Source organism: Mycoavidus sp. SF9855, from assembly GCF_024582735.1.
Taxonomy (GTDB): Bacteria; Pseudomonadota; Gammaproteobacteria; order Burkholderiales; family Burkholderiaceae; genus Mycoavidus.
Genome location: NZ_CP102085.1, coordinates 1,432,621 through 1,452,591 on the forward strand (window position 1 = coordinate 1,432,621; position 19,971 = coordinate 1,452,591).

At 50.5% G+C, this 19,971-nt stretch carries 18 protein-coding genes and 1 tRNA gene; 9 read left to right on the plus strand and 10 right to left on the minus strand.

Annotated elements, in window-relative coordinates:
* Positions 1–168 precede the first annotated feature (168 nt).
* Genes NQD60_RS05585 through NQD60_RS05595 form a run of 3 tightly spaced genes read left to right on the plus strand, consistent with a single transcriptional unit; the run spans position 169 to position 2,550 of the window.
* Complete coding sequence (locus NQD60_RS05585; RefSeq protein ID WP_257100005.1) at positions 169–558, plus strand: hypothetical protein; 390 nt, start codon at positions 169–171, stop codon at positions 556–558.
* Positions 555–1,442 carry a YqaJ viral recombinase family protein gene (locus tag NQD60_RS05590; RefSeq protein ID WP_257100006.1) on the plus strand — a complete coding sequence of 296 codons (888 nt, stop codon included), beginning with the start codon at positions 555–557 and terminating at the stop codon, positions 1,440–1,442. Before NQD60_RS05585 ends, NQD60_RS05590 begins: the two co-directional genes overlap by 4 nt.
* A complete protein-coding gene (locus NQD60_RS05595) occupies positions 1,423–2,550 on the plus strand; it encodes a hypothetical protein (protein WP_257100007.1) in 1,128 nt (375 codons plus the stop codon). The genes NQD60_RS05590 and NQD60_RS05595 overlap by 20 nt, the downstream gene beginning before the upstream one ends.
* 474 nt (positions 2,551–3,024) lie before the next feature.
* Here NQD60_RS05595 and NQD60_RS05600 read toward each other — a convergent pair whose 3' ends face one another.
* Positions 3,025–4,221 (minus strand): integrase arm-type DNA-binding domain-containing protein, encoded by a 1,197-nt coding sequence (locus NQD60_RS05600; RefSeq protein WP_257100008.1) that lies wholly within the window; start codon positions 4,219–4,221, stop codon positions 3,025–3,027.
* Between the two features lie 486 nt (positions 4,222–4,707).
* Positions 4,708–4,800 (minus strand) — tRNA-Ser (locus NQD60_RS05605).
* 256 nt (positions 4,801–5,056) lie between these two features.
* Here NQD60_RS05605 and NQD60_RS05610 point away from each other — a divergent pair.
* Complete coding sequence (locus NQD60_RS05610) at positions 5,057–5,611, plus strand: hypothetical protein (RefSeq protein WP_257100009.1); 555 nt, start codon at positions 5,057–5,059, stop codon at positions 5,609–5,611.
* Between the two features lie 141 nt (positions 5,612–5,752).
* On the opposite strand, the gene NQD60_RS05615 is transcribed toward NQD60_RS05610, so the two are convergent.
* Positions 5,753–7,015 (minus strand): aspartate kinase, encoded by a 1,263-nt coding sequence (locus NQD60_RS05615; RefSeq protein ID WP_257100010.1) that lies wholly within the window; start codon positions 7,013–7,015, stop codon positions 5,753–5,755.
* 378 nt (positions 7,016–7,393) lie between these two features.
* Between NQD60_RS05615 and NQD60_RS05620 the strand changes: the two genes are divergently transcribed.
* The gene (locus tag NQD60_RS05620) at positions 7,394–8,254 is read left to right on the plus strand and encodes a DMT family transporter (protein WP_257100011.1); all 861 of its coding nucleotides are present in this window, start codon (positions 7,394–7,396) and stop codon (positions 8,252–8,254) included.
* On the opposite strand, the gene tilS is transcribed toward NQD60_RS05620, so the two are convergent.
* The 4 genes from tilS to cysS all read right to left on the minus strand — a co-directional run bounded on the left by tilS (position 8,226) and on the right by cysS (position 13,179).
* Positions 8,226–9,809 carry a tRNA lysidine(34) synthetase TilS gene (tilS, locus tag NQD60_RS05625; protein ID WP_257100012.1) on the minus strand — a complete coding sequence of 528 codons (1,584 nt, stop codon included), beginning with the start codon at positions 9,807–9,809 and terminating at the stop codon, positions 8,226–8,228. The two genes, NQD60_RS05620 and tilS, sit on opposite strands and share 29 nt — an antisense overlap.
* Positions 9,763–10,746: an acetyl-CoA carboxylase carboxyltransferase subunit alpha gene (locus NQD60_RS05630; protein ID WP_257100013.1), complete on the minus strand. Its 984-nt coding sequence runs from the start codon at positions 10,744–10,746 to the stop codon at positions 9,763–9,765. The genes tilS and NQD60_RS05630 overlap by 47 nt, the downstream gene beginning before the upstream one ends.
* Before the next feature lie 95 nt (positions 10,747–10,841).
* A complete protein-coding gene (locus tag NQD60_RS05635) occupies positions 10,842–11,744 on the minus strand; it encodes a DNA-3-methyladenine glycosylase (protein ID WP_257100014.1) in 903 nt (300 codons plus the stop codon).
* A gap of 43 nt (positions 11,745–11,787) precedes the next feature.
* Complete coding sequence (gene cysS / locus NQD60_RS05640) at positions 11,788–13,179, minus strand: cysteine--tRNA ligase (RefSeq protein ID WP_257100015.1); 1,392 nt, start codon at positions 13,177–13,179, stop codon at positions 11,788–11,790.
* A gap of 122 nt (positions 13,180–13,301) precedes the next feature.
* Between cysS and NQD60_RS05645 the strand changes: the two genes are divergently transcribed.
* The 3 genes from NQD60_RS05645 (at position 13,302) to NQD60_RS05655 (ending at position 15,361) form a co-directional block, all read left to right on the plus strand.
* A complete protein-coding gene (locus NQD60_RS05645; RefSeq protein WP_257100016.1) occupies positions 13,302–13,913 on the plus strand; it encodes a tetratricopeptide repeat protein in 612 nt (203 codons plus the stop codon).
* Between the two features lie 133 nt (positions 13,914–14,046).
* Complete coding sequence (locus NQD60_RS05650; protein WP_223691386.1) at positions 14,047–14,541, plus strand: peptidylprolyl isomerase; 495 nt, start codon at positions 14,047–14,049, stop codon at positions 14,539–14,541.
* 13 nt (positions 14,542–14,554) lie between these two features.
* Positions 14,555–15,361: a UDP-2,3-diacylglucosamine diphosphatase gene (locus NQD60_RS05655; protein ID WP_257100017.1), complete on the plus strand. Its 807-nt coding sequence runs from the start codon at positions 14,555–14,557 to the stop codon at positions 15,359–15,361.
* Here the strand turns inward: NQD60_RS05655 and NQD60_RS05660 are convergent.
* Complete coding sequence (locus NQD60_RS05660; RefSeq protein ID WP_257100018.1) at positions 15,344–16,228, minus strand: RNA methyltransferase; 885 nt, start codon at positions 16,226–16,228, stop codon at positions 15,344–15,346. The two genes, NQD60_RS05655 and NQD60_RS05660, sit on opposite strands and share 18 nt — an antisense overlap.
* A 171-nt stretch (positions 16,229–16,399) precedes the next feature.
* On the opposite strand from NQD60_RS05660, the gene NQD60_RS05665 reads away from it, so the two are divergent.
* Entirely contained in the window at positions 16,400–17,203 is an 804-nt protein-coding gene (locus tag NQD60_RS05665; RefSeq protein WP_223691393.1) for an inositol monophosphatase family protein, read from the plus strand.
* 140 nt (positions 17,204–17,343) lie between these two features.
* Here NQD60_RS05665 and zapE read toward each other — a convergent pair whose 3' ends face one another.
* Positions 17,344–18,450, minus strand: a complete 1,107-nt coding sequence (zapE, locus tag NQD60_RS05670; protein WP_257100019.1) for a cell division protein ZapE — start codon at positions 18,448–18,450, stop codon at positions 17,344–17,346.
* A 79-nt stretch (positions 18,451–18,529) separates the two neighbouring features.
* Positions 18,530–19,966 carry a dihydrolipoyl dehydrogenase gene (lpdA, locus tag NQD60_RS05675; RefSeq protein ID WP_257100020.1) on the minus strand — a complete coding sequence of 479 codons (1,437 nt, stop codon included), beginning with the start codon at positions 19,964–19,966 and terminating at the stop codon, positions 18,530–18,532.
* Positions 19,967–19,971 lie beyond the last annotated feature (5 nt).

Here is a 19,971-nt window from a genome sequence, read left to right on the forward strand (position 1 = left end):
TATAGCGGATTCTTCCAATCCACCTTCGACGCTATGAAGCATATTGGACAACGCCCCATAAGGTCCGTGTAAGGATGCTGCCATGAAAAAATTCCTTGTCGATTTCATCTACTACGTACGTCACGGCTATGGCATTCGCGCAGCATGGAATCTAGCAAAGGTGACGCTATGAGCATGTACCACGTTCCATGCGTTATCACCATTGATCTGAATCGCTACCTTGCGCAACTCGATAAAGAAAACCTTTGGCAAGAGGCCATCAACTCCAAGCAAGAAAAACTGCTTGCCGATGGCAGCGATTGCTATCCATTCTTAACAGACAATTTATCGGAAGCGATCTGCGAGATCAACATCGAAACCATCGCCGCTTTGCTCAAGGCTGGTAACTACGAAGAGGCGGGAAAAGCACTCGCCGACTTGGTGAATGTTTATTGGGAACGAGAAGCCCAACGCAAGGCCGAGCGCGAGATTGAAAACGAACGAGCGAATGCCTGCCCACGCAGCCTTGATCAAGGCTGCCGCCACTTTGACGAAAACTACAGAAGGAGCTACGGATGAACGCACCAAACGATGCTTTCTTGAAGGCAAGGCAATCTGGCCTGGGTGGCAGTGACATTTCAACACTATTCGGCATCAACCCGTTCTGCACCAGGCTCGAACTCTACTTGCAAAAGCGAGGCGAGATCGAACGGCAGCCGGATAACAATCGCACAAGGGCTGGCCGGGTTATGGAACAAGTCATAGCCGCTATGGTTTCAGAGCGCACAGGGAGCAAGCTGCGCAGAGTGAACGGAACGCTACGCCACCCCAAACATGACTTTCTGATTGCACACATTGACCGTGATTTTGTCGGCATATCGAAAGGGCTTGAGATCAAGAACGTCAGTCCACGCATGGGCTATCTGTGGGGCAAGGACGGTCAGCCTGATGCCATTGCTGAATATTACGTCCCGCAGCCACACCACTACATGCTAGTTCTAGACTACCCGGCATTTGACGTAGCAGCTTACTTCGGCGGTGATGATCTGCGCATCTACCCGATGGAGCGCGATCCAGAGATGGACGAAATAATCATCGAGACAGCCCACGACTTCTGGCACAAGCACGTTCTAGCTGGAGTGCCACCAGAGCCGGAGTTCGATCACCCTGCAACGCTTCCGATGTTCAAGAGACTGTATCCAGGAACCAATGGAGCAACAATCGAAGCCGACGAAATAATCCTGCATTGGGCCAAGGTTGCAAAAGATGCCGCCAAGCGTGCAAGCGAATATGAAAAGGTCGCAGAAGGCGCTAAAAATCATCTTCTGGCTTTTATGGGTGAAGCCGCTGTTCTGAAACTGGATAACAACAAGGTCTTTCGCCGTAAGTTAATTCAGAAAAAACCCTACACCGTCGAAGCAACTAGCTATATCGACGCCCGTTTTGGCACAACCAAGGAGTAAATCAATGAACGAAGTTATCACCGCTAACCCCTTCACGACATCCTCTGCGACTCAAGCGCGCTCGGGTGTCAACGCTATAGCCCAAACAGACCAACAGCGCGCAGTCGCGGAAGTTCAGGCCGCCATGATGATTGCCCGGATGAATCCCCGCGACCCCCTCGTCGCAATGGATCGCATCCTCAACACCTGCACACGCCCGAGTCTCGCGGACGCTGCCGTGTATACCTACGCAAAGGGCGGCTCTAATGTTAGCGGTCCATCAATTAGACTTGCCGAAGCGATGGCCCAAGCGTGGGGCAACATGCAATTTGGTATCCGTGAACTGGACCAAGTCAACGGCGAATCAACAGTACAAGCCTATGCATGGGACGTGGAGACCAACACCCGCAAAGAAATCACGTTTCAAGTACCTCACCTCCGCTATACGCGCAAAAGCTCGTACAAGTTAGAAGACCCCCGCGAAATTTACGAGTTAGTCGCTAATCAAGGAGCAAGGCGTTTACGTGCGTGCATCTTGGCCGTGATTCCTGGTGACGTGACCGAGACAGCCGTTGCTCAATGCGAGGCCACCATGCGCGCCAAGGCCGACACCTCGCCAGAAGCTACGCAGAAAATGATGGCTGCCTTTGAGCCGTTCGGCGTAACCAAGGAGCAGATAGAGAAACGCATTCAGCGTCGCCTCGATGCCATCCAGCCAGCGCAGGTCGTCGCGCTCAAGAAGATTTACACCAGTCTGCGTGATGGCATGAGCACCCCTGCTGAGTGGTTCGACGTCACCGAGACAGAAACCACCACACAAGCCACAACCGCACCCAGAACCAATTCCGTCAAAGCGAAGGCTCGGGAACAGCGCGAGGTGGCACAGAAAACAAGCAGCATAGACCAACAAGATAATGCACTGCACCAACTTGAACCAGGCAGCAAACAGCAAGCATTCGGCGTCACCTTCACTCAAGTATCCGACCAACTGCACAGAGCAAGCGATGTTGATCTGCTTGATGCTGCCGCAGACCTAATTGGCGAAGTAGTTGAACCAGCGCACCGCGAGGAATTGAGTGCCATTTACCACCAGCGCTGCGCCGAACTGGACTTATCAAAGCAATGCTAGATGCCGCTAAACGTATCAGTCTATATTCCTGAAAAATTATCGTAAAAGTGCTGCCATGAAAAAATTCTTAGCAAAACTCCTCCACTGGAAAAAATTCCTCTCCGATTTTGTCTATTGGAAGAGCCAAGGCTTTTCTATTTTCAAAGCTTGGCAAATGGCGGGTAAATCTTTGTAAAAAAACCTTCTTATGAAAGGTAGAGATAGATTTTAGTATGGCAACAACTATGAATTTTTATTAATCACGCAGAGAAGGGGAATCGCAAATGGAAATGACGGATGAAGTAAAAATTATACTGGATCGGGTAATATGGAGAGGAGATTTGCAAAACGAATTTAAATGCACAAGTAACACTGTGCGCCGCTGGATAATCGAGGGTAAACTACCTAAGCCAGATGTCAACCTATCCAGCCGCACAAAGGGCTGGAAGGTTTCAACTCTACGAGCCGCAAATATTTATCTGTTTTAATTGTCAGCTACCAATCATCACCTGATAAATTTTCGCAATTATCTTTAGTGGTCATTAGCCAATCGGCCCAATCCTGTAGTATTTCTGTGCGCAGGGGTAGATACTCTGCCCGATTGTATACAGCTCTTATTTTATCTTCAGGAGAATGGGCTAGTTGGCGCTCTATTGCATCTCTGTTGTACCCGTTTTCGTTAGCCCAAGTACTCCCTACTGATCTCCAGCCATGACCGGTCATTTTTCCCTTATAACCGATTCGGTGTAATAAATACAAAATAGCATTTTCACTCATTGGCCGGTCTAATCGATGCTCTGCAGCAAATACATATTTGCTCCCACGGCTGCGAGCTTTCATCTTTTCTAAAATCTCTAGAGCCTGTTTTGACAGCGGCACCAAATGATCTTTTCTGCGCTTCATTTTTCCCTCAGGAATGCGCCATATTCGTTCTTCAACATTAACCTCAGACCACTCCATCAGCCGTAGTTCAGTAGTACGTACCCACGTCAAAGCTAGCAGCTTGCAAGCTAGAATACTTTGCAGATTCTGATCTTCCAATGCTAAACGACTCATTAAGCTTGGTACTTCTCTTAAATCAACCGCAGCAAAATTTTTTACCCGAGTTTTTCCAAATGCTTTTTCTGATTTTATTTTTGCGGCCAGATTTTCTTCTACATAACGATTCTCTACAGCCCATTCGAACACCTGGGATACCCACATTCGAACCTTTCTCACATAAACATGTAACCCTTTGGCATCCATGATACGCAAAGCATTAAGAAGATCATCAAGAGTAATATTATTGATTGGTTCTTTTTTCAATGTAGGATATAAATGCATTTCAATTCCCCGGAGTGCATTTGATCTGTACGATGGCGTTACATCCTCGCGTCCCTCCCAATAAGCCGATACAACATCCTTAAATAGCTTTGGTTTAGCATCCTCTGTTTTGCCTGAAGGATCTTCGCCCTCGCGTAATTTGGCTTTTAATTCATCTCGTTTGGCTCTAGCCTCTGCTAGCGTGACATCAGGATAAGGGCCAAAGCTGATTGTTTGTTGCTTTCCAACAATCCGATATGCCGTGCGCCATATCTTAGCGCCTTTGGGCGATACCCATAAAAAAAGGCCACCGCCATCAAATAGTTTAAAGGGCTTGTCAGTAGGTTTAGCAGCTTTGCATCTAGCGTCTGAGAGCGAATTTGTAGGCATCCTTACATACCTCCTCTGCGGATACCTACACAGTATCTGTGCATTTGGGTCCGGTTGTGTAGTTTTTGGTTGGGATTTGAGGGGATAAATTCCGCGCAAAGCCTTATTATATAAGGCTTTGAAGAGATATTTAAGGAAATTATTTTGAGAGTGGTTTGAGGTAATAGGTCGCGATACGGCATACGCCATACCTTAGCGGCTTTAGGCGATACCCATAAAAAAAGGCTGCCCCCATCAAGGAGTTTAAATGCGAGGTCAGTGAGCCTAACGGCTTTATATGCAGGCGTCTGAGAGCGAATTTGTAGGTATCCTAAATACCCCTTTCTACGGATACCTACACGGATACCTACAGAGCCTCTGTGTACTTGGGTCCGATTGCGTTGTTTTGGGTTGGAGTCAGAGGGGATAAATCCCCCGGAGATCCTTATTTTACAAGGGTTTCCGGTGGATTTGAGAAGAGATATGTTGGGGACAGTTTTAGGTAACTGGCGGAGACGGAGGGATTCGAACCCTCGATGCGGATTTTGTCCACATGCTCCCTTAGCAGGGGAGTGCCTTCGACCTCTCGGCCACGTCTCCGAATCTTGTTCGCATTTGAAGATAAATGCGGCAAAACCGGGATGATAGCGGGTTCGGGTTTCAAGGTCAAATTTAACTGCATTTGATGACCACTAGGTTAAGTCGAAGAAACCATCTCAACGCTAGGAAATGTACTATATTTTAAGGATTCGCTAGATATCAAAGCGGGGGAAATCAGATAAGTCCTATAAATTTTACAAGTCAAGCATGCCGCTCTAATCAATGTAACTGTAAATTTAACTTAAGGTAATTTTTTATGTCGCTGATCGTCGCTGGACGTTTTGATACTTTCGCTGAGGCCCAGAAAGCCGCCCAAATCTTATTTGCACACGGATTTAAAGAAGAGGATGTGACACTTTTCTTTGTTAATCCTCCAGGTCAGCATGACCCCCTGGTAGGCAGTGGTGCTCAAGTTGCAGATCGCGGTTCAAAGTCCATTTCTAAAGGTGCGGGCATGGGGCTGATGTTGGGTGCGGCGCTTGGCGCAAGCATCGGTGCCATGCTCTGTGCGCTCTTTGGCTTTCCTCTGCTGCTCACTCTCATTGCTGCCTTGGTGGGTGCTTATCTTGGGTCATTGATGGGCGCGATGGCCAAAACACTTACTTCTACGCAAGAGCGAACCTCTGCCAAAATACATCAATCTGGCGTGCTGATTGCGATTCATGTGACGGTCAATAATCAAGCAGATGCTACTGCGGTATTGCGCCAGGCTAACGCAAAAGATATTGAACGCGCACATGGACGCTGGGAGAACGGACAATGGAGCGATTTTGATCCCTTAAAAACGCCTGTTCTACCCAAAAATCTTTAATTGGGGGCGCCTGGATTGCCATAACCGTTCCGCTGATCCTCAGCCTAGGCGAGGAAGGAGTGCGGAGCCGGTTATGGTCGGCCCATTGTTTTGTTAGCGAGTCTTAGTCGCCTATTGTCGCTTCGCGTGGGCGTACGCTACTTAAACTTTACGTTGCCCCTGCTCCAATTCAAACGCTTTATGCAGTGCGCGCACGGCCAGTTCCATATATTCCTCATCGATGAGCACTGAGATTTTGATTTCTGAAGTGGAGATCATTTGAATATTGATCCCTTCTTCCGAGAGGGTGCGAAACATCTTGCTGGCAATGCCAACATGCGAACGCATGCCAACCCCAACGACCGAGACTTTGGAGACTTTCGGGTCGCCCAGCACTTTTTGGGCTTTGACTTTGCCTTTGATGTGTTGATTCAGAATATCCATCGCGCGCGCATAGTCGCTGCGGCCAACGGTAAATGTAAAATCCGTTTTGCCTTCTACGCTCTGGTTTTGAATAATCATATCAACATCAATATTCGCATCGGCAATCGAGCCCAGTATTTGATAGGCAATACCCGGGGTGTCCGGGACTCCAACGACGACGATCCGACCTTCATCGCGCTGAAAGGCAATGCCGGAAATAACAGCTTGTTCCATAGATTTATCTTCTTCAAAAGTAATCAGCGTACCCGAGTGCATTTCTTCCTCAAGGGGTATCAAAGGGTCAGTCAGGCTGGATAAAACACGTGTTTTAACCTGATATTTTCCAGCAAATTCAACTGAGCGAATTTGCAATACCTTCGACCCTAGGCTTGCCATTTCTAGCATTTCTTCAAATGTAATGCGCTCAAGGCGGCGCGCGCCCTCGACCACGCGCGGATCGGTGGTATAAACGCCGTCCACATCGGTATAAATTAAACACTCATCCGCGTTGAGCGCAGCCGCTACCGCTACGGCTGAGGTATCTGTGCCGCCGCGCCCCAAAGTGGTGATATTGTGCTCGCTATCCACCCCTTGAAAACCGGCAATCATGACGATGCGACCGGCGTCAAGATCTTGCTGCACGCGTTTGCCGTCAATCTCAACAATCCGCGCTTTGGTATGAGTATTATCGGTTTTAATTGGCACCTGCCAGCCCGCGTAGCTACGCGCATCAAGCCCTAATTCTTTGAGGGCGATGGCCAGTAAACCCACACTCACCTGTTCACCAGTGGCGGCTACGATATCCAATTCGCGCGGATCAGGCTGGGGAGAAATTTCATGGGCGAGCTTAAGCAAACGATTGGTTTCGCCAGACATGGCTGAGGGGACTACAACGATCTGATAGCCAGCCTTATGCCATTTGGCGACGCGCAACGCAACATTTTTGATGCGCTCGACCGAACCCATCGAAGTGCCGCCATATTTATGTACAATTAGAGCCATAGGTATTTGCTGAAACAAAAGAATAACCAGCACGAGCGTATCGCGAGCGATGCATCTGCAGGCAAGCGTTGAAAACTACATGAAGCACGCTGAAAAAACAAGCTTATTGGCCAGAATATCGTATAACTGAATGAATTTTCACGCTGCCTTTACGAAACCACTGATGCCAATACGAATATTCCTAGCCGCACGCTGATTGAAGCATTACACAACCCACCCACCGAAAACCACCATCATGATTTCTTGCCTACTCTCATACAATACTGTATATTTATACAGCATAAAAACTCGTGCTGGGGATCACACGTGAACTACAAATCATTTTTCTTTTTATTTTTCCTTTCGGCGCTCTGGGGCGCTTCGTTTCTTTTTATCAGCATGGGTGTTTCTACTTTCGGCCCGACTCCGTTGATGGCAGTACGTGTCACTATCGCCGCACTCTTTTTGCTGGCAATTCTCTTATATAAGCATGGTGTCAACAGCTTACACACCCTACGTGCTAATCTCTGGCCATTGTGTGTAGTAGGCATGTTGAATGCCGCCTTGCCCTTCGTTCTATTTGCTTATGCCGAACTCACGATCTCTGCCGGGCTAACTGCCGTGATTATGGCGACAGCTCCCCTTTGGGGCGCGATGGTTGCACGGGTATGGTTTAAAGAGCGCTTAGACTTACCTCGCACGATAGGCTTGATGATTGGCTTTACTGGGGTCGTGTTGCTGGTTTGGCACCACCTGCCTATCTCTGTAGATATACTTGAGGAAACGCCAGACACCTCGCCGATTCTACTGGCCGTCCTGGCCTCACTGGTGGCCTCAGCCATGTATGGCATCAGCGCTAACTATACGCGGCATTATTTAAGCACGCTAAAGCCCCTGGAGATCGCAACCGGCAGCATGATGTGCTCTGCCATGGCGCTTATTCCGATTGCCATTTTTCAATGGCCAAGCGTCAGCGTACCCTGGCAGTCCTGGGCGGTTGTCACCACCTTGGGCATTGCCTGCACGGCCATTGCGTTCATTGTGTATTTTCATCTAATTGCGACTACAGAGCCCACTTATGCCATTTCGGTGATGTTTTTAGTCCCTATTTTTGGCGTGTTGTGGGGCATGCTGTTTCTGGGAGAAAAAATATCCGTCGATATGATTGCTAGCGGCTCAGTCATTTTAGTCGGGGTACTGTTCTCTACCGGGCTGGTGAGTCGTCTGTGCGTTAGCCGGAAGAATTGGTTCCGGACTTAGTGTCGGGTTGCCATGCAAGATGCACTCGCTCGGCTTCTGCTAAATCACTTAATTGAGGAATCTCATAATTCAAACCGATATAGGGTACAAAAAGTAGCCTATCGCCCACGTAGATACAGGGTACATCACGCTGCCAGGCAGGGATGCCGGCTTCTTGGAAGAGATTTTTCAAAGTGCGGCGAGGGCCTAGCGCCAATTGACGCATCCGCTCGCCGCCTTGGCGCAGGCTGGCACGTAGCGGCGCTGAATGGAGTAACCCAGCGGGCACGCTGGCTAACTCATGGCTGTTATGGCTGTGGCTGGCGGTAAAAAGTAAAGTACCACGCCAGCGGACCAGCGGCCATGCCGTTTGTCCAGACCAGTGCAGGGTTGCGTCTGACGGCTTCAATAGCGCATTGGCGTCAGGCGCTAATGTGCCCGCTGCGCGAGGCTGGTTTTGAGGCCGATCGGCTCGCTCCCACCACACTTTGCCACGATATACCCGCAACTGGTACCCAGCATGCTCTAGCTGGATCGCAGCATCTGCTCGCGCCGCGCACAATTGCTTAAGTAGATTATCAAGCCGAGCATTTGAGGGCGCCGGCAAACCAAGCAAACGCAGCCAGTAACGGATTACATTGGCCGTGCGTAAGGTGTGCTCTTGGTTTAGCGCAATCAGCGCGGAGTGTGATAACGCATACGCGTTGGGCTGCACTGCGATACGCTGTAAATCGAGTTGTGCTAACTCATCTAATAAAGTTTGCGCATCTGCCGCATGCCGCGCGGCCCGTGCAAGCGCAGTCTGATAAGCCGGAAAATAGGCGCCAATCTGCGGCAAAACTGCGTGACGCAAGGCATTACGCGTATAACGCAAATCTGTATTCGATTCGTCTTCAAGCCAACGCAAATTATAGTGCCTCGCGTAAGCTGTCAGTGCCTCGCGGGGTACATTGAGGAATGGCCGCATATAGCTTGGCCGGTTTGTCGCTTGAGCACCTAGTGGCGCCTGAAGATTTGAGGCCGGGAAATCAGGCGCTACTAACCCACTATCCGCTGATTTTTTCTGTTCTTTCAGCACGGGCATCGCAGCCAGTCCGGCGATCCCTGTGCCGCGCAACAATTGCAGCAAGACTGTCTCAGCTTGATCATCCGCATGATGACCCAGTAGCAAGAGCTGTGCCTGTTGCACCTGGCAAAGCTCGTCCAAAGCCGCATAACGCAGATCCCGCGCAGCAGCTTCAAGACCACGGCCGGACTTCCTATTGATCTCGATCTGACGCGCGGCAAAACGCACGCCAAATTGCGCGGCCAATGCATCACAGTGAGCTAGCCAGGCATCAGCATGCGGGCTTAAGCCATGATGAATGTGCAGTGCCACACAGTGCTCAGCGCCGACACATGAAATTGCCGCATGGAGCAAGACCGTCGAGTCAAGGCCGCCGCTAAATGCAATCGCCAGTGTCTGCTTGACATGCAGCGGCTGCAGTGCGGCCGAGAGCGCCTGCGCTACCGGCTTAATCTCAGCGGCTTTAACGCTGAGCAGAACCGATGGTGGTGGTTTCCTTGAATTTGCCATAGCCCATTAAACGCTCAAGGCGCCGCTCGCGCAAGTCGACTAGGCTCATGCCCTGTAACTGGCGCAAGCTATCGACCAACGCCCGGCGCAAGAATGCCGCCATGGCCTTGGGATCGCGGTGCGCGCCTCCCAAAGGTTCATTGACAATTTTATCAATCAAACCCAAGGCCTTTAAACGATGGGCGGTGAGACTCAGCGCTTCGGCCGCCTCCGGCGCTTTGGCCGCGCTTTTCCAAAGGATTGAAGCACAGCCTTCTGGAGAAATCACCGAATAAGTTGAAAATTGCAGCATTAAAACGCTATCCGCGACGGCAATCGCGAGCGCGCCGCCCGAGCCGCCCTCGCCAATGATGGTCACGATCAGCGGGGTTTTCAATTCAGCCATGACATAGAGATTGCGGCCAATGGCTTCGGATTGTCCCCGTTCTTCGGCGCCAATCCCAGGGTAGGCGCCAGGCGTATCCACAAAGGTAAAAATAGGGATGCCAAATTTCTCGGCAAGCCGCATCAAACGTTCGGCTTTGCGATAGCCCTCTGGCCTAGGCATACCAAAATTACGCAGAGCGCGCTCTTTAGTATCGCGCCCTTTTTGGTGACCAATTACCATGCAGGGCTGTCCATTAAAGCGCGCCAGACCACCAATAATAGACAGATCGTCGGCAAACGAACGATCCCCGTGCAACTCATGAAAATCAGTGAAGATTTCCCTGACGTAATCAAGCGTATAGGGACGCTGCGCATGTCGAGCAATTTGCACCACCTGCCAAGGTGTCAACCGTGCATAGATATCTTTTGTAAGCTGCTGGCTTTTCTTTGAGAGGCGCTCAATTTCCTCTGAAATATCAACCGCCGAATCATCTTGCACAAAGCGCAATTCGTCGATTTTTGTTTCAAGCTCAGCGATCGGCTGCTCAAAATCCAAAAAAGTGGTTTTCATTTTATTCACAATCCTTATTTCCCACGCAAAACATGGGCGTCAACACTAAAGTAGGGCTTATATTGAGTGCACGCTTGGGCACTACAACAATCGCTTTAATAATCAACCGGCAGTGGATCAAGGCTACGCCACATATACCAAGTCGCAACTGTGCGCCAGGGTTCCCAATTGGCGGCAACCTCACGCGCCTCGCTGCGCGTAACCGGCTCGCCACTAAAGTAATTCAGTCCAATCGCACGAATTAAACCCACATCGTCAAGCGGCAGCACATTAGGTCTTAGCAGGTTAAAAATCAAAAACATTTCGGCCGTCCAACGGCCAATCCCACGAATTTGCGTCAGTTCCAGGATGACCGTCTCGTCATCCATGGTTGTCCACTTATCAACATGCAGCGCACCCGATACAAAATGCTGCGCCAGGTCAAGAATGTATTCCGCTTTTCTTTTTGACAGGCCGCACTGGGCAAGTGTTTCGACATCGAATTTCAAAAACTGCTTAGGAGTCAATTTAGGGCATGTTTTTTCAACGCGCTGCCAAACCGTTTGCGCCGCTTTCACTGAAATTTGCTGGCCTACAATTGAACGAGCTAAAGTGACAAAGGGTTCCCCCCGGCCAATCAAATGGACCGGACCAAACTTCGGAATCAACTTTTTAAGAATCCGATCGCGCTTCACTAGGTCGGCGCAGGCCTTATCCCAATAGGCTGGCCGCGTGGCAGTAGGCTGCAAGGTGTCGACCGGCAAAGGCACGGCGGTTTCTTGCAGCCCGCGTTTAGCAGCCATGGTGGCTTTCGCTGTGGGCGTAGCTTGGGCCGTCACTACCTTGGATCTCGTCACTTTGCCCACGGTCGATTCAGACGCCACAACTTTGGTTGCCTGGCGCGCTTTTGTCGCGATTGCCCGTACCGGCGACTTTTTGGCCGCGGCCACACTCGAGCGTAATGCTACTTTAGGAACTGTCTTACTGGCTAAGGCCATCGTACCCCCTACTTTGCCCACTCAGTTATCCTATCAGGATCAAATTGCGCGCAGACCATGTTCATCAAGCACGCCTCCATTCAGTCAGCGCATCAGATTTATCCTCAAGCACCACACCCGCGGCCAGAAGCTCTGCACGAATTTGATCTGCTACCCGATAATCTTTAGCACGCTTGGCGGCTTGCCGCTCAGCAATACGCGCGGCAATCACCTCAGTATTCAAGGCGGTGCTCACAGCAGGGGTGATTTGCAAAAATGCCTGCGGCACGCGCGCCAGCAAGCCGAGAATCTCAGCTAAGCCCTTTAACTGCCGCGCCAGCGCCGGATCCCGGCTTTTATTCACGGCGAGCGCTAACTCGAACAGTACAGCAACCGCGATCGGCGTATTAAAGTCATCGTTCATGGCCGCGTGAAACCGTTGCGCATGCGCTTCATTCCAATCCAGCGGCAAGGTATCCGGTTCAGTCTCTTTCAGCGCCGTATAAAGACGTGTCAACCCACCGCGGGCATCTTCAAGATGAGTGTCGCTGTAATTAATTGGGCTGCGATAGTGAGTGCGCAAGATAAAAAAGCGCACCACTTCTGCATCAAAATTAGCCAACACATCACGAATTGTAGAAAAATTACCCAGCGACTTCGACATTTTCTCATCATCGATCTGCACATAGGCATTATGCATCCAGTAATTCACAAATGCATGCCCATTAGCCCCCTCGCTTTGCGCGATTTCATTTTCATGATGCGGAAACTGCAAATCTTGTCCGCCACCATGAATATCAAAGGTGTTGCCAAGCAATGAACAGCTCATCGCCGAGCATTCAATATGCCAACCAGGCCGCCCACTGCCCCATTTAGAATCCCAGCGAGTATCGGCCGGCTCATCGGGCTTGGCGCGCTTCCATAAAACAAAATCAAGCGGATCTTGCTTAGCCGCGTTAGTCGCAACGCGCTCGCCGGCGCGCAAGTCATCGGGAACAAAGCCTGCGAGCTGACCATACGCGGCAAATTTGCGCACCGCGTAATTCACATCGCCATCGGCCGCCTGATAGGCATAGCCGTTTTTTTCCAAGGCCTCAATCATTGCCAGCATCTGCGGCACAAAAGCTGTCGCACGCGGCTCAAGATCGGGACGTTCCACCCCCAGTGCCGCAGCATCTTCATGCATCGCACGGGTAAAGCGTGCAGTCAGCGCGGCGATGGTCTCGCCGTTTTCTAAGGCGCGGCGAATGATTTTGTCATCAATATCAGTAATATTCTGGGCATAAGTGACCCGATAGCCAAGCGTGCGCAGCCAACGCCTGACCACGTCAAAAACAATCATGACGCGTGCATGCCCAAGATGGCAATAGTCATACACCGTCACGCCACAGACATACATCTGGACTTCGCCAGCCACAAGAGGCACAAAAATCTGCTTGTCGCGCGTAAGCGTGTTATAGATGCGCAGTGAATTCATAGAAAACCGTGAGCCGGCCGTCGATACTTTACCTACAGGCTAAAGTTTACGCACCGGAATTTTGGAAAATAGCGAACGTTTTGTTAAAATGGTCGAGAGTATAACATTGTGGATTTAAAGCTATGAAGACCCCCAGCCTGGCCTATGCTGTGCGTATTTGGATATTCCTCTTATGCGCCGGCGGCACCCTCAGTAGCGCATACGGGCAGTCCAAACTGGCTATGGACAGTAGTATACCCGCCAGCCATATTGCCAACGCTGAGCACGCTGGACTCACCGCTCAACTGCACACGCTAGAGCAACGCATCAAAAACCATCCTAACGATGTGCAAGCACGCTTTAAGCACGCCACCATGCTGACCCAACTTGGCCGCGATCGCGAAGCCGTGAGCGCGTTCCAGGACCTCATCCAACGCTACCCAGAATTACCTGAGCCCTACAATAACTTAGCCTATCTACACAGCAAGCATGGCGCCTATGAAGCGGCGCGCGTAGCACTGGAAACGGCCGTTAGCGCTAGCCCTGACTATGCGCTAACGCAGCAAAATCTAGGCGCGCTCTATTTACAACTTGCCGCCCAAGCATATCAACAGGCGCTTGAGCTCAAGCCGCGCGATACGCTTTCTGCTCAGCGGCAACAGCAAATAGACGCTATTCTAGCCATGCCCGCCAAACTAGGCCATGGCCCTGCTAGCCCTCTTACTATCGCGCCGGCCACCAGGGGCTTAAAATAAGAGAGACTCCCTTAGTATCATGTTTTATGTGATGGTTAACTACCCTCACACGGGGTGAAGAGAGTTTCCATATTCCCGGTGGATTTTATCCACCTACTTTTTTTCCACTTTTATTTTAATAAGGATATCTTTGATGATCGAATTTCACACCAACCATGGCGTCATTAAACTCGAACTCAACGCTGACAAAGCACCTAAGACGGTCGAAAACTTTATCAACTATGTCAAAAAAGGACATTACGACAATACGATTTTTCATCGTGTTATCTCAAATTTTATGATTCAAGGCGGGGGGTTTGATACTGCTATGCAACAAAAACCCACTGATGCTCAGATTGCTAACGAAGCCGATAATGGTTTAAAAAACACACGTGGCGCGATTGCCATGGCCCGCACCAGCGACCCGCATTCAGCCTCAGCGCAGTTTTTCATTAATGTGACAGATAATGCCTTTCTCGATTTCTCCAACCCTACCCCACAAGGCTGGGGCTATTGCGTCTTTGGTAAAGTGGTGGAAGGCTTAGACATCATCGATACCATCAAGGCAGTCAAAACAGGCTCAAAGCAAGGCCATCAAGATGTACCCCTTGAAAACGTCGTGCTTCAAAAAGCGCTCATCGTTGAGTAAGGAATTTTCAGAAATGCCTAAACCTGGCAGTGCATCGAATGACCTCATGAGTAATCAGCCAACCGATGCACGGCCGGTTTATTTTATTTCGGACTTACATCTAAGCGCGGCTATTCCATCTACCGTGGCCGCGTTTAGGCATTTCATTGAGATCACCGCAAACGATGCGCAGGCGGTTTATATTCTTGGTGATTTATTTGAGTATTGGATTGGTGACGATATGCTCGTCACGCCCTTTGCCAAAGAGATCGGCGCGCAGTTGCACACCCTGACTGAGCGCGGCATTCAACTTTACATCATGCCTGGCAACCGGGATTTTTTGCTGGGCCCGCGCTTGGCTCAAGCAGCAGGGGCGAAGATGCTAGAGGATCCATCGATTATTTATGCATTTGGCGTGCGCATTACACTCGCGCATGGCGATGCGCTGTGCACTGCCGATCGTTTCTATCAAGGGTTTAGAAAAATTGTACGCAGCCGTGCGCTGCAGCGCTTTTTTCTGAGCTGGCCGTTACCTTGGCGGCTAGCGCTAGCCGCGCGCATCCGGGCACGTAGCCGTGCGCAAAAACGCCCGCGTGAACGGATACTAGGAGATGTGACAGAAGCTGCCGTGCGGCAACTTTTTGCACAACACGGCACCACCACCATGATTCATGGCCATACTCACCGGCCCGCCCAACACCAGCATGGCACGGCAACACGCTGGGTACTTACCGATTGGGATTACGATCATGGCAGCCCACGTGGCGGGTATCTAAAGCTGGATCAAAGCGGCATGATGGCGTGGCCGCTAGAGTCTTCCGCACTACGCCACATCGGATGATTTTGTTTTCAATACAATGTGTTTGGCTAGGCCACGCAAAATATTAATTTCCTCACGCTCAAGCCCCGTACGTGCAAAAAGCCGCCGCAGCCTAGGCATCAACTTTTTCGGCTGTGCCGGATCTAAAAAATCTAAGGCAATCAATGCATTTTCAAGATGCGCAAACATCTGTTCAATTTCATCGTTGGTGGCCAGCACGCTCACTGACAAGCCATTGGCCAACGCCGGTGCATAATCACTACTGGCCTCATCAAGGCCTGCCATCCTGAGCTCATAAGCGAGTACCTGCACGGCCTGCGCAAGATTAAGTGAACTGTAGACTGGATTAGCCGGAATATGAACCAGCGCACTGCAACGTTCAACGTCTGCATTGGATAAACCAACACGCTCATTACCAAAAACATAGGCAAAGCCACCCCCTGCAGCCAATAAACACGCCTGTTGTGCTACCGCACGGGGCGTGAAAATGGGCGGACTATAACCACGCGGCCGAGCCGAGAGCGCAACCGACCATTGCACGCCAACTAAGGCTTCTTCAAGCGAATCGACAACCTGTACAGACGCGAGCACATCCTGTGCGCCACTGGCCATCGCAATCGCGTCAGGATGCTTAAGCACATTGAGTTCGCGCGGTTTGACCAGCACCAGCCGGGTAAACCCCATGGTTTTCAAGGCCCGCGCAGCAGCGCCGACATTACCGGGATGGCTAGGCTCAACCAGCACAAAACGCGTCAAGGTCAAATCACTCCCTAAACACTGTGCTGATGCTAGCGGGGCCGTTTGCGGGTCATTTTTTTGTGGCATATATGATGTATGGGCAGTCAGCTCATTAAGGTGGTCGGCCAGGCCGGTGAGATCTTTTGTCATAGCCAGTCCTGCTTCCTTATTTAGCAAATTTTAGGCAATTGTAAATGCTTACCGGCCCATGCGTATGCGCAAACCCTGCATGAAGCATATATCTACCCCTCGAAAGTCCATAAGTCCGTTAAAATAGAAGGTTTATAAATTTGCAAAAAGCTGGTAAAAAGGACCTCATTCATGCATCCTATGCTCAATACTGCCGTCAAGGCCGCGCGCCGGGCCGGGCAGATTATTACCCGTGCCTCGCTTGACCTTGATCACATTCAAGTGAGCAAGAAACAACACAATGATTTTGTGACTGAGGTGGATAAAGCCGCTGAGGCGGCCATTATCGAAATCTTGCTGACCGCTTATCCCAAACACGCCATTTTGGCCGAAGAGTCAGGCCACTCTGGACAATCCTGCTCTGACTATCAGTGGATTATTGACCCGCTGGACGGCACCACGAATTTTATTCACGGCTTTCCGTATTATTGCGTATCGATTGCGCTCTCACATAAAGACGTGATTATGCAGGCGGTGATTTATGATCCAACCCGCAATGACCTCTATACTGCCTCGCGTGGCAGCGGCGCCTACCTGAATGACCGCCGTCTGCGCGTGGCACGCCGCGACCGGTTAGCTGACGCACTACTTGGCACGGGTTTTCCATTTCGCGACCAACAAGGCATGGATACTTATTTAAAACTTTTTGGGCAAATGACAGAAGCGTGCGCAAGCCTACGCCGCCCAGGTGCTGCCGCACTTGATCTGGCCAATGTCGCGGCCGGCCGGCTCGATGGTTTTTTCGAGCAAGGACTGCATTTCTGGGATATGGCAGCAGGCAGCCTGATGGTGACTGAAGCAGGCGGATTGGTCGGCAATTACACCGGGGACTCAGATTTTGCTGAACTCGGCGAAATTATGGTGGGCAACGCCAAATTGTACGCACAGATGGCGCAAATTCTTAGCCCGTATTCAAAGGTTAATTTAAAAAGTTAATATAAAAGCTTAGGGTTCACGCCAAAAAAATAGAGTCTGCCGTACATATTAGACCTTGTTTTTTATGTGAGCCCCAAGCTTATCTAGAGTTTCTTGCACGTGGGCCTACAGATGCTAACCACTGATCTTCTCTTGTCAGTTTAAGTCGGCGCCGTCAGTGCAGTGTTCATCGCCCGGCATGGTGTTTCTAGGTAGGTTTTTGACTGCATTTCAATAATCCGCGACACAGTACGCGCAAATTCATTGACCAGTGGGCCGCCAAAATAAAGCTCTGCAGGTGGCACTTCAGCTGATATTAAGAGCTTAACTTTATGATCATATAAAACATCGATCAGCCAGGTAAAACGGCGGGCCTCAGACGCCATGCGCGGAGTCATTTGCGGCACATTTGAAAGGATGATCGTATGAAAGCGATTGGCGAGTTCAAGATAGTCATTTTGTGAACGAGGGCCACCACACAGGGTTGCAAAATCAAACCAAACAACTTGGCCAGCACGGCGTAACGCAAGGAGTTTACGTTGCTCAATACGCAATAGTGGGCTTTCATCCGGCATGGCTGCCAGCGCCACAAAAGTTTGACACAAGGCTTCATCAACTGACTCGCTCAGCGGCGTATAGTAAATATTCGCTTGGGCGAAGGTCCGTTGCCGATAATCGACGCCACCATCGACGTTGATGATTTCAAGCTTGGTATTGAGCAGATCGATCGCCGGCAACATCCGGTCACGATGCAGGCCATCTGGGTACAGCAGGTCGGGGTGGTAATTTGAGGTTGCCACAAATTGCACGCCACTTTTGAATAAGCGCTCAAGCAAACGAGACAGGATCATTGCATCGGCAATATCCGACACGTGGAATTCATCAAAGCAAATTAAGCGATAGCGTTTGGCAATATCGCGCGCTAACTGATCCAATGGGTTAGCGGTTTTTTTAAGGTCTTCAAGCTGCCGGTGCACTTCACGCATAAACTCATGAAAATGCAGTCGGATTTTATTTTGTAGTGGCACACAGGCATAAAAGCTATCCATCAAGAAGCTTTTGCCACGCCCAACGCCCCCCCACATATAAATGCCTTTAGGCAATTCACCCTGGTTGAGCCACTTCAGGAATAGGTTGGAGTGCCGAGCTTGGTAGTTGACCCATTGATCATAACAACGTTGTAAACCCATCACGGCCGCACGCTGAGCCGAGTCCACACGATAACCACGGCTTTCGAGCTCACGCTCGTAATATTCAATGACATTCATTGCGCACCTAAATAAAAAAGACGAGTCGCCTCGCCTTTTTTATTCGCCTTTGCTGGGCTTAGCATTTATTTATCACGCATTACATATTCAGCGCGCGCTTTTCCACGGCCAACGCCGCTTCACGCATCACTTCAGACAAGGATGGGTGAGGATGGCAGATACGACCGATATCTTCAGAGGCGGCTTTGAATTCCATCGCAACCACCGCTTCAGCGATTAAATCGGAAGCGGCAGACGCGACAATATGCACGCCAAGAATTTCATCGGTTTTAGCGTCCGCGAGCATTTTGACAAAACCCTCTGCCTTCGCCATACCCAGCGCACGGCCATTGGCGGCAAATGGGAATTGCCCCGCTTTGTAAGCACGCCCTTCTTGTTTGAGTTGCTGTTCAGTCTTGCCAACCCAAGCAATTTCTGGCGCAGTGTAAATCACCCATGGGATGCAATTGTAGTCGATATGCGGCTTTTGGCCGTCAATCACTTCGGCGACCATAACGCCTTCATCTTCGGCTTTGTGGGCGAGCATTGGACCTCGCACCACATCGCCAATTGCATAGAGATTAGGCAGTTTTGTATGGCAATGATCATCGACGTCAATCATGCCACGTTCGTTCACTTCCAGGCCAATATTCTCTAAGCCCAAGCCATCCGTATTTGGCACCCGGCCCACCGAGACGATTAAACGGTCAGCAGCCAGCGTCTGTGCTTTGCCGTCTTTGTCAGTATAGGCAATCGAAACGCCCTGTTGCGTGGTTTTAACTGCGCCGATTTTGACCCCAAGGTGAATCTCTAACCCTTGTTTCGTCAAGTGTTTCCAGGCTTCTTTTGAGACCCCCTCATCAGCTGCCGCCAGAAAGCCTGATGAGGCTTCTAGCACGGTGACTTGCGCACCTAGCCGCCGCCAGACAGAGCCAAGCTCAAGGCCGATGACACCCGCACCGATCACTGCCAGTTTTTTAGGTACTGAATCAAACGACAGCGCCCCTTCGTTATCGGCAACAATCCGGTTATCGACGGGGATCTGCGGCAAATGGCGCGCTTTTGAACCGGTTGCAATGATCACATGCTGACCGGTAATGGTTTGTGCCGCGCCTTCGCCGCTGACTTCGAGTTGGTAAGTGCCATCACTCTTGCGAGCCGTAAATTTAGCGTGGCCTTTGAACCAATTCACTTTGTTTTTGCGAAACAAAAACTCAATGCCCTTGGTCATTTTGCTCACGATGTTGTCCTTGCGGGACAGCATTTTCGCTAAATCAAGAGCCACTTCGCCCTTCACTTCAATGCCATGCTCGGCAAGGTGATGAGCCGTATGCTCAAGGGTTTCAGACGAAGCCAACAGCGCTTTGGATGGGATACAGCCCACATTCAGGCACGTGCCACCCAGGGCTACTTCACCGTTTGGACTTTTCCATTTTTCAACGCAGGCAACGGATTTGCCAAGCTGCGCGGCACGAATGGCGGCAATATAGCCGCCAGGGCCACCGCCAATCACGATGACATCAAATTGATTAGACATAATTC